Raw genomic sequence first — 14,485 nt, 5'->3', positions numbered from 1 at the left:
TCGCCGTTGGCACGTGTTTATTGGTGACTTCCCCCGCTTTTTCCATGCATAATTGCTCCTGAAAAAGTTTCTTCCCGCCTTATCACCCGAATTCCCCTGTAAAGTTCCATGACCGCCTGCCTGATCCCTGTTGCCCTGTTGCCGCATGTTTAATTCGCCCTCTCAGCGCTTGCGTGCCAGCCTGCGTGTGCTGTACGGCTCGTCGATCTATGGCGCCTTGCTGCTGGTGGTGTTTGGTGGCCTGGTCGTGCCCGCCATTTTCGGCAGCTATCTGCTGGTCGGCGTGCATGAACGCCAGTCGGCGCGCACCAGCCTGAACGAAGCCTTGCAGCGCAATGCCGACATCCTGGCGCTGGGCATGCAGGAATCGCTGTGGAACATGAATGCGGAATCGGCCCATTCGCTGGTCGAGTCGGTGATGCGCGACCGCGCCGTGCTGCTGGTGCAGGTGCTGGGGCAGGGCGACACGGAATTCATTCGCCTGCAGGCGCCGCAGCGGCCCGTGGGCAATCTGTACCGTGCCGAGCGCGACATCCTCGTGCGCGGTGAGCGCATCGGCCACATCGTCGTCGAGATGGACGATGCGCGCAGCCAGCAGGAGCTGCGCGAAAAGCAGAGGTCCTATATTTTCGTGCTGGGCGCACAACTGGCCGTGTCGATGGCGCTGATCGTGCTGTTCCTGAACCGCCGCCTGTTGAAACCCCTGCGCCGCCTGACGCGCTTTTCCGACCGCCTGTCGCACGGCGATTTTGACACGCCGCTGGCCTCGCACAGCAATGACGAGCTGGGTCGCCTGACGGCCCAGCTTGAGCAAATGCGCGCGGCCATTCGCCAGCTGTTCGAGGATGTGGGGCAGCGCGAAGAGCGTTTCCGCACCATCGTCACGCAGGTGCCGGGCGCCGTCTTCCGCTACCGGCCCGACGGCCCCATCGATTTCGTCAGCGATGCCATCGAAGACATCGCCGGCTATTCGGCGCGCCAGTTCATGCGCGGCCGCACGCACGCCTGGGCCGACCTGATCTGCCCGGAAGACCGCCGCGAACACCGCCGCGCCGTGCGCCAGGCGGTGCTTGAGGTGCGCCCGTATGCGCTGGAATACCGCATCATCGACGCCTTCGGCATCGAGCGCTGGGTGGCCGAGAATGGCCAGCCGCAGGCCGGTGAACAGGGCGTCGTCTGGGTCGACGGCATCATTGCCGACATCAGCCAGCGCAAGCACCACGAGATGCGCATCGAGGCGCTGCTGACGGAGCAAAGCGCCATCCTCGACAATGTGATGTTCGGCGTGATGTTCGTGCGCCACCGCCGCATCATTTCCGTCAACCGCCGCTGCGAGGAGCTGTTCGGCTACGCTCACGCCGAAATGACGGGCTGTTCGACCGCCATCGTCTTCCCCACGCACTTCGAGTTCGAGGCGGCGGGCGAGCGCCAGTATCCGGCCCTGGCCGCTGGCGGCGACTTCAGCGAGGAGCGCCACTACCTGCGCCAGGATGGCAGCCAGTTCTGGGCCTTGGTCAGCGGTTGCGCGCTCGATCCGCTGCACCCCAACGATGGCAGCATCTGGGTGTATGCCGACATCACCTCGCGCAAGGAAGCCGAGGAAAAGCTGCGCCTGTCGGCCACCGTGCTGGAACATATCGCCGACGGCGTGATGATGGTCGATCCCGCCGGCATCATCGTCGCCGTCAACCCGGCCTTCACGCAGATCACGGGCTACCAGGAAGCCGAGGCGCTGGGGCGGCACTCGTCGCTGACGCGTTCGCAGCGCCACGACGCGGCGTTTTACCAGGCCATGTGGGATGCATTGATCGCCTCGGGCTTCTGGCGCGGCGAGATCTGGCACCAGCGCAAGAACGGCGACATCTACCTGGAGTGGCTGACCATCAGCGCCGTGCGCGACACGCAGGGCGTCACCACGCATTTTGTGGGCGTGTTCAGCGATATCACCCTGCTCAGGGAATCGCAGGAAAAGCTCGACCACATGGCGCACCACGATCCGCTGACGGCGCTGCCGAACCGCCTGCTGTTCCACGACCGCCTGCAGCACGCCTTGCTGCGCGCCGCGCGCGACCAGGAGCAGCTGGCCATCCTGTTCATCGACCTGGACCGCTTCAAGAATGTCAACGACACGCTGGGCCACCATATCGGCGATGAATTGCTGAAGAAGGTGGCCGGCCAACTGGCGGCCCGCCTGCGCGAAGGCGACACCCTGGCGCGCCTGGGCGGCGACGAATTCATCGTGCTGCTCGAGCGCGTCGATGGCGAGTATGGCGCCACGCAGGTGGCGGAAAAGCTGATGACCATGTTCGAGCAGCCGTTCACGGTGGCCGACCATGAATTGTTCGTCACCTGCAGCGTGGGCATCAGCCTGTATCCGGATGACGCGCTGGACTTGAACATGCTGATCCGCAATGCCGACGTGGCCATGTACCAGGCCAAGGCGCGCGGTCGCAACGGCTACCGTTTCTATGCGCCGTCGATGACGGGCGAGGGCGTCGAGCGCCTGCGCCTGGAAACCTTCCTGCGCCGCTCGCTGGAAAAGAACGAGATGTTCCTGAATTACCAGCCGCAGGTGGAAATCGACACGGGCCGCCTGGTCGGCGTGGAGGCGCTGGTGCGCTGGAATCACCCGGAACTGGGCCTGGTGCCACCGGTGCGCTTCATCCCGCTGGCCGAGGACAGCGGTTTCATCAACCAGCTGGGCAAATGGGTGCTCGACGAAGCGTGCCGCCAGATGATGCGCTGGCAGGCGCAGGGCTTGCGCGTGCCGAAGATGGCCGTCAACCTGTCCGTGAAACAGTTCGAGCGGGGCAGCATCGCTGGCATGGTGGCCGATATTTTGAAGGAAACGGGCCTGGAGCCACAGCGCCTGCAGCTGGAAGTGACGGAATCGGTGATCATGAACACGGGCGACGCGCTCGGTTTCATCAACGATCTGCACGCCATCGGCGTGGGACTGGCCATCGACGACTTCGGCACCGGCTATTCCTCGCTCGCGTACCTGAAACAGCTGCCCGTGCAAACCTTGAAGATCGACCGCTCCTTCATCAAGGATATCTCGACGGACGTCAATGATGAAGCGATTGCGATTGCCATCATCCAGCTGGGCAAGAGCATGCACTTGTCGGTGATCGCCGAGGGCGTGGAGACGGAAGAGCAGGCCGCTTTCCTGCTGCGCCATGGCTGCAAGCTGGCGCAAGGTTATTTTTATAGCCGCCCGGTGCTGGCGCAGGATATGCTGGAGCGCTGGCGCGACCCGCTGGAACCACCACTAACTAATTAAAGGGTATCCCATGGCCGCAGAAAAAAACACCTCGCGTCGCCGTTTCCTGCTCGGTGGCCTTGGCCTCGGCGTGGCCGGCGTGGGCGCCCTGGTGCTGGGCTGGGGCGTGCTGCCGCCGCGCCAGCGCCTGCACGGCAGTGCGCCGCTGCCGCTGCAGGGTGGCGCCGTGGCGCTGAACGGCTGGCTGGCTATTCAATCCGACGGCAGTGTCCTCCTGGCCATGCCGCGCAGCGAGATGGGGCAGGGCGTGCATACGGCCTTGCCGATGCTGGTGGCCGAGGAGCTCGACGTACCGCTGGCCAGCGTCAAACTGATCCAGGCGCCGATGGATAAAATCTTCGGCAATGTGGCCATGCTCAAGGATGGCCTGCCGTTCCACCCGGACGACCAGGGCCGCGTCAAGGCGTTGGCGCAATGGACGGTGGCCAAGGCGGCGCGCGAACTGGGCGTGATCGTCACGGGCGGCTCGTCGAGCGTGAAGGATGGCTGGGGGCCCATGCGCGAAGCGGGGGCCTCGGCGCGCGCCATGCTGGTGGCCGCCGCCGCCGCGGCGTGGCAGGTGCCGGTGGCGCAATGCCGCACGCAGGATGGTGAAGTGATCCATCTGGACGGCCGGCGCGCCAGCTACGCCAGCCTGGCGCAGCGCGCCGCCGCCATCGATCCGGGCACGCCCGTGCTGAAGTCGCCCAAGTATTTCAAGCTGATCGGCCAGCCGGCGCCGCGCCGCGACACGCCGTCCAAAGTCAATGGCAGCGCGCGCTTCGGCATCGATGCGCGTCCGCCCGGCATGCTGTACGCGGCCCTGCATCTCCCGCCGCGCCTGGGCGACACCTTGGCCGCATTCGACGCGGCACCCATCCTGGCCATGCCCGGCGTCAAGAAAGTGCTGGACCTGACGCCGCACCTGGCTCAGCGCAGCGTCTCGTGCGCCGCCGTGGTGGCCGACACCTGGTGGCGCGCGAAACAGGCGGCCGCCGCCTTGCCGACGCAGTGGAAGGCCGGCCCGCAAGCGAACTTGTCCAGCGCCGACGTGTATGCGCAGTTTGCCCGCCTGTTGGACAGCGAAGCCGGTTATGCCTACCACGCCAGCGGCGAGGTCGAGGGCAAGGTCGCGCAGGGCTTGCGGCAGGTCAGTGCCGAGTATCGCGCGCCGTTTCTCGCGCACGCCGCCATGGAACCCGTCAACTGCACCGCACAGGTAAAAAATGGCAAGGTGATGCTGTGGGTCTCGACGCAGGCGCCCGGCATCGCCGTCGACGTGGCGGCGAAAGTGGCCGGCGTCGATGCGAAAGACGTCGGCATCGAAGTGCTGCTGCTCGGTGGCGGTTTCGGCCGCCGCCTGGAGGTGGATATGGTGGCGCAAGCCGTGGCCATCGCGTTGCAGTGCGATGGCGCACCGGTGCAGCTGGTGTGGACGCGCGAGCAGGATACCCGGCACGATATGTACCGTCCCGCCGCGCTGGCGCGCTTTGCGGCCCGCCTCGACGAGCACGGCCGCATCGCGTCCTGGGACAACAAATCCGTCAGTGGTTCTATCACGCACCAGTTTTTGCAGCGCAACTTCGGCTTGCCTGGGGCGGGGCCGGACAAGACCACGGCCGAAGGCGAATTCGACATGCCGTATGAAATCGCCAACCAGCGCATCGCCCACGTGATCGCCGACAGCCCCGTTCCCATCGGCTACTGGCGCTCCGTCGGGCATTCGCACAATGCCTTCTTCAAGGAAAGTTTTATCGATGAGCTGGCGCATGCGGCCGGGCAGGATGGCATCGCCTTCCGCCGCGCCATGCTATTGAAACATCCGCGCCACCTGGCCGTGCTCGATGCGGCAGTCGCCAGGGCGGGCAGTGCGCCGCCCGGCCATGCGCACGGCGTGGCCTTGCACCAGTCGTTCGGCAGCATCGTCGCGCAAGTGGCGCAGGTATCGGTGGAAAATGGCGAAATCCGCGTGCAGCGCGTGGTGTGCGCCATCGATTGCGGCATCGCCGTCAATCCGAACATCATCGCCCAGCAGATGGAGTCGGCCGTGCTGTTCGGCCTGTCGGCGGCGCTGGGCGGCGAGATCACCTTCAAGGATGGCAAAGTGGAGCAGGGCAATTTCCACGATTATCCCGTGCTGCGCATGGGCCAGACGCCCGAGGTGGAAACCATCATCATCGCCAGCGCCGAGCATCCGGAAGGCGTGGGCGAGCCCGGTACGCCACCGATCGCACCGGCCGTGGCCAACGCCGTGTTCAGTTTGACGGGGAAACGGCTGCGCAGCCTGCCGTTGCGCCTCGCTTGAGGTGGCTCAGGCGAGGGTGGCGGCCAGCATGTGGCGCAAATTGCAGTCGCGCTGCCAGTCGCGCCGTTCCTGCGTGCTGCCGGCCAGTGCCGCCAGTTCCTCGGCGCTGAGCGCCTGCTGCGCCTGCACCATGCGGTGCGCCAGGCCGCCGTCGGGCAGCACCGTGCCGAAGAAGGCGACATGGTCCTCGCGCTGGATCAGCAGGGTGGGGAAGTTGTCGATGTCGAGGTCGCCCACTACGTCGGCCTGGTCTTCGATGTCGATCCAGACGAAGACGGTATCCGGATGGCGCGCGGCCAGTTCCTCGAACGTGGCGCGGTAGCTGCCGCAGGTGCCGCACCACAGTGCGCACAGGCAAGCCACGGTCCAGCGTGGGCCGGCCAGGGCTGCCGCGACGTCGGCGCGGTTATCGGTCGTGAGGGTCAGGCTGTGCATGCTCGTATCTATTAGTGGACGGATGGGCGCGGGGCGCCAGATGCGCGTATTCTACCGCGCCCGGCCCCCTCGCTCCTGAGAATGCATGTGCTTGTTTAGCGGTGTTTTTTGATGCAATCGCCCTTTCTGGTGGATAATGCTGATAATTGCGCGCTGATTACGCTGGTCCATGCTGTTTCCTGGCCCCGCAGCCTGACCCCTCCAGTCTGTTTTCATGCCCTGCCCGGTGTCAGCGCTCCCGCCTTTATTTATTTTTATTATGGAATTAGCCAGCTTATGTTGAGTTACCGCCACGCCTTTCACGCGGGTAATCACGCCGATGTGTTGAAGCATTATGTGCAGATTCAGTTGTTGCAATATCTGAATCAAAAAGATACCGCCTATAGTTATATCGATACCCACTCCGGCGCGGGTGTGTATGCGCTCGACGGCGGTTATGCCGCGAAAAACGCGGAATACGAAACGGGCATCGCGCCCCTGTGGGACCGCACGGACTTGCCGGCCTCGCTGGCCGAGTACATGAAGCTGATCAAGGAAATGAATCCGAGCGGCAAGATGCGCTACTACCCGGGTTCGCCGTACTGCGCCGACAAGGTCAGCCGCGAACAAGACCGGTTGCGCCTGTTCGAGCTGCATCCTGCCGATGCAAAAATTCTGGCCGACAACTTCCGCAAGGTCGAGGCGCATGCGCTGGCCCAGGGCGAGCGTCCGACCGTGCGCGGCAAGCGCGTGCTCATCACCAAGGCCGACGGCTTCCAGAGCCTGAAAGCGCTGCTGCCGCCGCCATCGCGCCGCGCGCTGGTGCTGATCGACCCGCCATATGAAGACAAGATGGATTACCGCAAGGTCAAGGATACCCTGGCCGACGCCCTCGTGCGCTTCCCGTCGGGCATCTACGCCGTCTGGTACCCGGTGCTGCAGCGCATGGAATCGCGCCAGTTCGCCGACAAGCTCAAGCAACTGCCCAGCTCGGACTGGCTGCACGTGACCTTGACGGTCAACACGCCGTCGCCGGACGGCTTCGGCTTGCATAGCAGCGGCATGTTCATCTTGAACCCGCCGTATACGCTGGAGCCGATGTTGCGCGAAGTCATGCCGTACCTGGTCAAGGTATTGGGTCGCGACGATGGCGCCAAGTTCGTATTGGAAACGGGCAAGGGCGGCCAGAAAAACACCGGAACAAGAAGAGTGTAATCGTACTTGTCCTGGTAGGGCTGCAATCAAAAACGCCACGGATAATTGTCCGTGGCGTTTGTCGTTTACTGTCCCAGTAACAGGAACACGGTCGGTTTCTTGTGGAAGTCCGGTGCCTTGCCGGCCGCCAATTGTTTCTTCCACTGCGCGCCATTCCACGTTTGCACGCTTTCCGTGTCCAGGCTCAGGTCGGTGGCGACGCAGATCAGGGTCGACGGCGCGCATTGCGCCACGAGCGCTTCGAGCATGGCGGCGTTGCGGTACGGCGTTTCGATGAATAGCTGGGTCTGCTTTTCCGTGCGTGACCGCACTTCCAGTTCCTTCAGGCGCTTGGCGCGCAGGGCCGCATCGGTGGGCAGGTAGCCGTTGAAGGCAAAGCTCTGGCCATTCAAGCCGCTGGCCATCACGGCCAGCAGGATCGACGACGGGCCCACCAGCGGGCGCACTTTAATGCCGTGCTGATGCGCCAGGCGCACCAGGTCAGCGCCGGGGTCGGCCACGGCGGGCACGCCCGCTTCCGAGACGAGACCCGCATCGCGTCCCGCCAGCAGCGGCGCCAGCAAGCCGGCCAGCGCTTGCGCCGGGGTATTGACGTTGAGTTCGGAAATCGTGATTTCCTGCAGCGGCTTGGCCAGCGGATGCTGGTTGCCGATCAATTTCAGGAAGGCGCGCGCCGTCTTGGCGTTTTCCGCAACGAAATAATCGAGTTGCGAGGTGATTTGGCGCACCTGCTCGGGAATGAGGTGGGCCAGCGGGTCGATTGCGCCTTCGGACAGGCCGAGGTGGTTGGGAATCAGGTACAGGGTGCCGGTCATATTCTTCTTGTCGGTAAATTAAATGGTAAAAAACGTCACGCCAGCCTTGCGCAGCATGCCAGTCAGGGCGATCAGCGGCAAGCCGGTGAGGGCGGTCGGGTCGGTGGTGGCGATGCATTCGAGCAGGGCGATGCCCAGGCCCTCGTTCTTGGCGCTGCCGGCGCAATCGTACGGCTGCTCGATGCGCAGGTAGGCGTCCAGCTCGGCATCGGGCAAATCGCGCACGGTGACGCGGGTCTGGATGTCTTCCACCTGCGCCACGGCGGGCGAGTGGCGTCCGTCGAGCAGGCACAGGGCCGTATGGAACACGGTCTGGCGCCCGCGCATGGTTTGCAGTTGCTGCAAGGCGTAGGCATGGTTGCCCGGCTTGCCGATCTGCGCGCCATCCAGGGTGGCGACCTGGTCGGAGCCGATGACGAGGCTGCCAGGGTAGCGGTCGAGCACGGCCTGCGCCTTGGCCTGGGCCAGGCGCAGGGCCGTGGCGCTGGGGCTTTCACCGGGCAGGGGGCTTTCGTCGAGATCGGGCACGGCCACCTCGAAAGGCAGGCGCAAGCGTTGCAGCAATTCCTTGCGGTAGGTCGAACTCGATGCAAGAATCAAGCGCAATGGGGCGGAAGTTGGTATCATTCGGTAGTGGATGGCGGCCGGCATGGCCGCGCTGGTCGATGTCAGTGGAATGTCACGTGGTTCCAGGGCGCAGAGCCCATAACTGAGGCTCCATGCGGCATGACGGTGTTGATGAAGTTGTCATGTTAATGGCAAAGATTGCGTCAAAAAAGATGCTTAGCCTTTGACTCCGTGCTCAAAACCCTGTTATTATCGCAGGTTTTCCGGGGAAATTTTCTACCAATGAATGCTTTTGTGATCGACGCCTTTGATTTTTGTCGTATCAGCGGGAGCCGCGAGGGTGTAACTCCTGTCGCTGAAATGACCCGGTTGACCAAGGATTGTGCAGATGCTTCCGGCGACATCGCCTGGAAGATCGTCGGCGGCACCAGCAAGCTGGGCTACCCACAACTGACCTTGTCGGTCAACGGCACCGTTCAGCTGGTTTGCCAGCGCTGCCTGACTCCGTATGCTTACGCAATTGATTCGACGACTACTCTGATGCTGGGCAAGGATGACGAGCAGGCCGACGAGATCGAAGAAATCATCAACGATGAATCGATCGACGTGATCGTCGGCAGCCGCAGCATGGATGCCGCGGCCCTGATCGAAGATGAAGCCTTGCTGGCCCTGCCGCAGGTACCCAAACACGACGTCTGCCCCGATACGGCGCAGCTCGATGCTCTCAAGACTGAAAAGCAGTCGCCGTTTGCGGCACTGAAGGACTTGAAGCCAGAATAAGTTAAGAGAATAAGTTAAGTAGTAGTGGTAGTTTGTAGGGGGCCTCAAAAACCGTAGCGAGCGGCCCAATATCGTCTTGAGTAGCGCAAGCGTACGGAAGTACGCTGAGCAACGCCGAGGCGATAGTGGGACGCGCAGTAGGTTTGTGAGGTCCCTTTTAGAGAACGTGTCAAACGCGTGTAGTAATCGAGTATGGCAAGTGTAGTGAAATGTAATTGTAATAAACGATGTCGGTCCGGGCTATTTTCGGGTAGTCTTTGCCGCTGGGATACTCGATTCGCATGTATTTGCCTATCGATTGTGCTAAAATTTTAGAACTTATGTATTAGGAGTCATCATGGCAGTTCAACAGAACAAGAAAACCCCTTCCAAGCGCGGCATGCACCGTTCGCACGACTTCCTGGTCGCGCCGCAATTGAGCGTCGAGCCAGTTACCGGCGAAACACACCTGCGTCACCATATCAGCCCTAACGGCTTCTATCGTGGCCGTAAAGTGTTGAAGACCAAAAACGACGAGTAATCGACGTTTTTGTTGGGTAAGATGAAAGCGGTGTTGCGTGGTTATTCGGCGTGGCGCCGCTTCTTCTTTTTTATCGGCTGCAATTCATCTTGCGCACCCGTCATTTTGAATCAAGCTTGCTCAGGCGGTGCATGACATGCTGCGCCCTGCATATGCTCCAGTCCGATTCACATCTTGCCGCACGCCCGCAGCGGTATTGAATCAACACAAATGACAATCAAAATTTCTATCGACTGCATGGGCGGAGATCATGGTCCCTCAGTCACTATCCCTGCAGCAATTTCCTTCGTAAAACATGAGCCTGAAGTCGAACTGATCCTTGTTGGATTGGAAGACGTGATCCGTGCCGAACTGAAAAAACATAAAGCCGACACGCATCCGCGCCTGTCGGTATTGCATGCCTCCGAACAAGTTACCATGGACGATCCCCTGGAAGTGGCCCTGCGCCGCAAGAAGGATTCCTCCATGCGCGTGGCCATCGAACAGGTCAAGAGCGGCGCGGCGCAAGCCTCCGTTTCCGCCGGTAATACGGCAGCCCTGATGGCCGTGTCGCGCTATGTCTTGAAAACCATGTCCGGCGTCGACCGCCCGGCCATCTGCAGCATCTTGCCGAATCAAAAGAATGGCCCCACCTACATGCTGGACTTGGGCGCCAATGTCGATTGCGAACCGCATCACTTGCACCAGTTCGCCATCATGGGTTCCGTGCTGGTGTCCGCCATGGAAGGCATCGCCCGCCCGACGATCGGCTTGCTGAACGTGGGCACGGAAGATATCAAGGGCAATGAAGTGGTGAAACTCACTTCGAAGCTGTTGCAGGCCGACCACGAGCGTGGCGCGCTGAACTTCTACGGCAACGTGGAAGGCAACGATATCTTCAAGGGCACCACCGATATCGTCGTCTGCGACGGTTTTGTCGGCAACGTGACCCTGAAAGCCATCGAGGGCCTGGCGCGCCTCATGAAGGACGTGCTGACTACCGAATTCAAGCGCAACCCGATCACCATGCTGGGCGCGCTGATTGCCCGCGGGGCCCTGAAAGCCATCGGTAATCGCCTGAATCCTTCGCGTTACAACGGCGCCAGCCTGCTGGGCTTGCGTGGCCTCGTCTTCAAGAGCCATGGCAGCGCCGATGCCTATTCGTTTGAATGGGCCTTGCGCCGCGCCTTTGATGCGGCAAAAAATGACGTGCAAGCACAGTTGGCCAGCCTGATCGCCGAGCTGATGCCGCGCACGCCAGTACCGGACGAACCTACTTCAACAAGCTCTACCATTTAGTGGACGGGTACTTGCATGACTGTTTTTAGCAAAACTTACAGCAAAATTATCGGCACTGGCAGCTACCTGCCGGAGAGGCGCGTCACCAACCAGGACTTGACCGAGCAGCTCGCCGCCAAGGGCATCGAGACATCGGATGAATGGATCGTCTCGCGCAGCGGCATCTCGGCGCGCCATTACGCGGCACCAACCCAAAACTCCTCGGACCTGGGCGTGGAAGCGGCCAAAAAAGCCCTGGAGATGGCGGGCCTGAGCGGCAACGACCTGGACCTGATCATCGTCGCCAGCTCGACCCCCGATTTCTTCGGCAGCTTCCCCAGTACCGCCTGCATCGTGCAGAGCAAGCTGGGCATCACGAATCACTGCGCCGCCGTCGACGTGCAAGCCGTCTGCAGCGGTTTTGTGTATGCAGTCGCCACGGCCGACAGCTTCATCCAGTCGGGCATGCATAAAAACGTGCTGGTGATCGGTGCCGAAGTGTTTTCGCGCATCCTCAATTTCGACGACCGCGGCACCTGCGTGCTGTTCGGCGACGGCGCCGGCGCCATCGTCATGACGGCCTCCACCGAGCCGGGCATCCTGGCCACCAAGCTGCACGCGGACGGCCGCCACTCGAACATCCTCAGCGTACCGGGCAGCGTGGCTGGCGGCGCGCTGGCCGGTAGCGCCTTCCTGTACATGGATGGTCCGGCCGTGTTCAAGCTGGCCGTCTCCGTGCTGGAAAAGGTCGCGCACGAAGCATTGGCGCACGCCAACATGACGGCGGACCAGATCGACTGGCTGATCCCGCACCAGGCGAACATCCGCATCATGAACAGCACGGCCAAGAAACTTGGCTTGCCGTTGGAAAAGATGGTCGTCACCGTCGACCAGCATGGCAACACCTCGGCCGCTTCGATCCCGCTGGCGCTCGACATCGCCGTGCGCGATGGCAGGGTCAAGAAGGGTGACAACGTCATGATGGAAGGCGTGGGCGGCGGCTTTACCTGGGGCGCCGTGCTCGCAAGAATGTAAACTGGTTAGCACCGGGGTCAGACCCGTTGGGGGAATGCGCTCCAATGGAGCGTATTCCGATCCCGCAGGGACTGACCCCAGCCTTTGCCGTTGGGGGTAAAGGTATAAAGATCACCGAACCTAAGTACCAAAAAATTCAAACGGAGTCACCATGACACAATTTGCATTTGTTTTCCCAGGCCAAGGCTCGCAAGCGATTGCGATGCTCGACGGTTTCGCCGGCAACCGCGTGGTGGCCGATACCGTGGCCGAAGCGTCGGACGCCCTGCAATTTGACTTGGGCAAGCTGATCGCCGAAGGTCCGAAGGAAGAACTGGATCTGACCACCAACACGCAACCGGTGATGCTGACGGCGGCCGTGGCCTTTTACCGCGCCTGGCTGGCAGCGGGCGGCCCCGTGCCGAACGTCGTGGCCGGCCATAGCCTCGGTGAATACTCGGCGCTGGTCGCCGCCGGCGTCATCTCGTTCAAGGATGCCGTGCCGCTCGTGCGCTTCCGCGCGCAAGCGATGCAGGAAGCCGTGCCCGTGGGGCAGGGCACGATGGCTGTCGTGCTGGGCCTGTCGGATGACGACGTGCGCGCCGCCTGTGCGGAAGCGACGGCGGAAAACCCGGCCCTGGTGGTCGAACCCGTCAATTTCAATGCGCCTGCGCAAGTGGTCATCGCCGGCCACACGGCTGCCGTCGAGCGCGCCTGCGAACTGGCCAAGGCCAAGGGCGCCAAGCGCGCCATGAAGTTGCCTGTTTCCGCGCCATTCCACTCGTCGCTGCTGAAGCCTGCCTCGGACCGCTTGCGCGAGTACATGGCCGGCCTGACATTCGCCGCGCCGCAGATCGCCCTGATCAACAACGTCGACGTGGCCATCGTCAACGATGTCACCGGCATCAAGGAGGCGCTGGTGCGCCAGGCAGCGAGCCCCGTGCGCTGGGTGGAAACGATGCAGAAAGTGGCGGCGGACGGCATCACGCAAGTGATCGAATGCGGTCCGGGCAAGGTCCTGATGGGCCTGGCCAAGCGCATCGATCCCGTGCTGGTGGGCGACGCCATCGTCGACCAGGCCTCGCTGGAACGCATTTTGACGCAGCTCAAATAAACATCAGATCGCGGCAGCCTGCCTGCCGCGCTTGCTTTTAAGGATACTCATGAATTTAGCAAATCAAGTCGTGCTGGTCACGGGCGCCTCGCGCGGCATCGGCCGCGCCATCGCCACCGAACTGGGCAAGCAGGGTGCCACCGTCGTTGGCACCGCCACCTCGGAAAGCGGCGCGCAAGCCATCACCGATTACCTGGCCGCCGAAGGCGTGGCGGGCAAGGGCCTAGTGCTGAACGTGACCGATGCGGCGCGCTGCGCGGCCGTCGTCGATGAAGTGCAGAAAACCTACGGCAGCCTGTCGATCCTGGTCAACAATGCGGGCATCACGCAAGACCAGCTGGCCATGCGCATGAAGGATGACGAGTGGGATAGCGTCATTTCCACCAACCTGTCGGCCGTCGGCCGCCTGTCGCGCGCCGTACTGCGTGGCATGATGAAAGCCAAGGCTGGGCGTATCATTAATATTACGTCGGTGGTGGCTTCGTCGGGTAATCCGGGACAAATGAATTACGCGGCGGCCAAGGCCGGCGTGGAAGGCATGAGCCGCGCCCTGGCGCGCGAAATCGGCAGCCGCAACATTACCGTGAACTGCATCGCCCCCGGCTTCATCGATACCGACATGACCAAGGCCCTGAGCGAAGAGCAGCACGCGGCCCTGTTGACGCAAATTCCCCTGTCCCGCCTGGGCAAACCGGAAGACGTGGCAGCGGCGGTGGCCTTTCTGGCCTCGCCACAAGCGGCGTATATCACGGGCACGACCCTGCACGTGAACGGCGGAATGTACATGAATTGATGTGAAAGCTAGACAGGGCGGGCGTTTGTGGCATGATTCAACGGTCGTTTTTGTCTATAATCGCATCTTTTAGCAGCAGCTTCGGTCGAATTAGCAGCAGACACCGAAATTAGTATTCGGACGCGCAAACCTGATAAAATGCGCGCACTTTCCGTAACACACACTTTGGAGCCATAACATGTCGGATATCGAACAACGCGTTAAGAAAATCGTCGCTGAGCAACTGGGCGTTGCAGAAGCAGACATCAAAATCGAATCCTCCTTCGTCGACGATCTCGGCGCCGATTCCCTGGACACCGTGGAACTGGTCATGGCCCTGGAAGACGAATTCGAAATGGAAATCCCTGACGAACAAGCTGAAAAAATCACCACCGTGCAACAGGCGATCGACTACGCCACCGCACACGTCAAGGCCTAAGCCTGTTTGAC

General features: G+C 62.0%; 13 protein-coding genes. 10 read left to right on the top strand and 3 right to left on the bottom strand.

The features are described 5' to 3' along the window. The first annotated feature begins 145 nt into the window (after window positions 1-145). Window positions 146-3,283, top strand: a complete 3,138-nt coding sequence (locus tag C8C92_RS19640; protein WP_099763125.1) for an EAL domain-containing protein — start codon at window positions 146-148, stop codon at window positions 3,281-3,283. A 10-nt stretch (window positions 3,284-3,293) separates the two neighbouring features. Continuing rightward, on the top strand, window positions 3,294-5,567 hold the full coding sequence (locus C8C92_RS19635) for a xanthine dehydrogenase family protein molybdopterin-binding subunit (RefSeq protein WP_207781026.1): 2,274 nt from the start codon (window positions 3,294-3,296) through the stop codon (window positions 5,565-5,567). 6 nt (window positions 5,568-5,573) lie between these two features. Here the strand turns inward: C8C92_RS19635 and C8C92_RS19630 are convergent, their stop codons facing one another. After that, on the bottom strand, window positions 5,574-6,002 hold the full coding sequence (locus tag C8C92_RS19630) for a thioredoxin family protein (protein WP_099763126.1): 429 nt from the start codon (window positions 6,000-6,002) through the stop codon (window positions 5,574-5,576). 276 nt (window positions 6,003-6,278) lie between these two features. On the opposite strand from C8C92_RS19630, the gene rlmJ reads away from it, so the two are divergent. After that, the gene (rlmJ, locus tag C8C92_RS19625) at window positions 6,279-7,196 is read left to right on the top strand and encodes a 23S rRNA (adenine(2030)-N(6))-methyltransferase RlmJ (RefSeq protein WP_071076471.1); all 918 of its coding nucleotides are present in this window, start codon (window positions 6,279-6,281) and stop codon (window positions 7,194-7,196) included. A gap of 65 nt (window positions 7,197-7,261) precedes the next feature. On the opposite strand, the gene C8C92_RS19620 is transcribed toward rlmJ, so the two are convergent. After that, window positions 7,262-8,011, bottom strand: coding sequence for an SAM-dependent methyltransferase (locus C8C92_RS19620; protein WP_099763127.1), 750 nt, complete (start codon window positions 8,009-8,011; stop codon window positions 7,262-7,264). A gap of 18 nt (window positions 8,012-8,029) precedes the next feature. After that, window positions 8,030-8,638: a Maf-like protein gene (locus C8C92_RS19615; RefSeq protein ID WP_116745011.1), complete on the bottom strand. Its 609-nt coding sequence runs from the start codon at window positions 8,636-8,638 to the stop codon at window positions 8,030-8,032. Between the two features lie 222 nt (window positions 8,639-8,860). Between C8C92_RS19615 and C8C92_RS19610 the strand changes: the two genes are divergently transcribed. The 7 genes from C8C92_RS19610 (at window position 8,861) to acpP (ending at window position 14,474) form a co-directional block, all read left to right on the top strand. Continuing rightward, on the top strand, window positions 8,861-9,358 hold the full coding sequence (locus C8C92_RS19610) for a YceD family protein (RefSeq protein ID WP_071076474.1): 498 nt from the start codon (window positions 8,861-8,863) through the stop codon (window positions 9,356-9,358). Window positions 9,359-9,695: 337 nt separating this feature from the next. Further along, complete coding sequence (gene rpmF / locus C8C92_RS19605; protein ID WP_010399517.1) at window positions 9,696-9,878, top strand: 50S ribosomal protein L32; 183 nt, start codon at window positions 9,696-9,698, stop codon at window positions 9,876-9,878. A gap of 210 nt (window positions 9,879-10,088) precedes the next feature. Further along, window positions 10,089-11,156, top strand: coding sequence for a phosphate acyltransferase PlsX (gene plsX / locus C8C92_RS19600; protein WP_116745010.1), 1,068 nt, complete (start codon window positions 10,089-10,091; stop codon window positions 11,154-11,156). Window positions 11,157-11,171: 15 nt separating this feature from the next. Next, complete coding sequence (locus C8C92_RS19595) at window positions 11,172-12,170, top strand: beta-ketoacyl-ACP synthase III (RefSeq protein ID WP_099763131.1); 999 nt, start codon at window positions 11,172-11,174, stop codon at window positions 12,168-12,170. A gap of 151 nt (window positions 12,171-12,321) precedes the next feature. Next, window positions 12,322-13,263 (top strand): ACP S-malonyltransferase, encoded by a 942-nt coding sequence (gene fabD, locus C8C92_RS19590; RefSeq protein WP_099763132.1) that lies wholly within the window; start codon window positions 12,322-12,324, stop codon window positions 13,261-13,263. Between the two features lie 49 nt (window positions 13,264-13,312). Then, on the top strand, window positions 13,313-14,056 hold the full coding sequence (gene fabG, locus C8C92_RS19585; protein WP_099763133.1) for a 3-oxoacyl-ACP reductase FabG: 744 nt from the start codon (window positions 13,313-13,315) through the stop codon (window positions 14,054-14,056). Window positions 14,057-14,234: 178 nt separating this feature from the next. Further along, complete coding sequence (gene acpP, locus C8C92_RS19580; protein WP_008449912.1) at window positions 14,235-14,474, top strand: acyl carrier protein; 240 nt, start codon at window positions 14,235-14,237, stop codon at window positions 14,472-14,474. The last annotated feature ends 11 nt before the right edge of the window (window positions 14,475-14,485 follow it).

Origin of the sequence: Janthinobacterium sp. 78 (assembly GCF_003096775.1) — a bacterium.
GTDB lineage: Bacteria > Pseudomonadota > Gammaproteobacteria > Burkholderiales > Burkholderiaceae_D > Janthinobacterium > Janthinobacterium tructae.
Note: the sequence above shows the minus strand (reverse complement) of the source record. Positions and strands in the feature narration are given on the sequence as shown.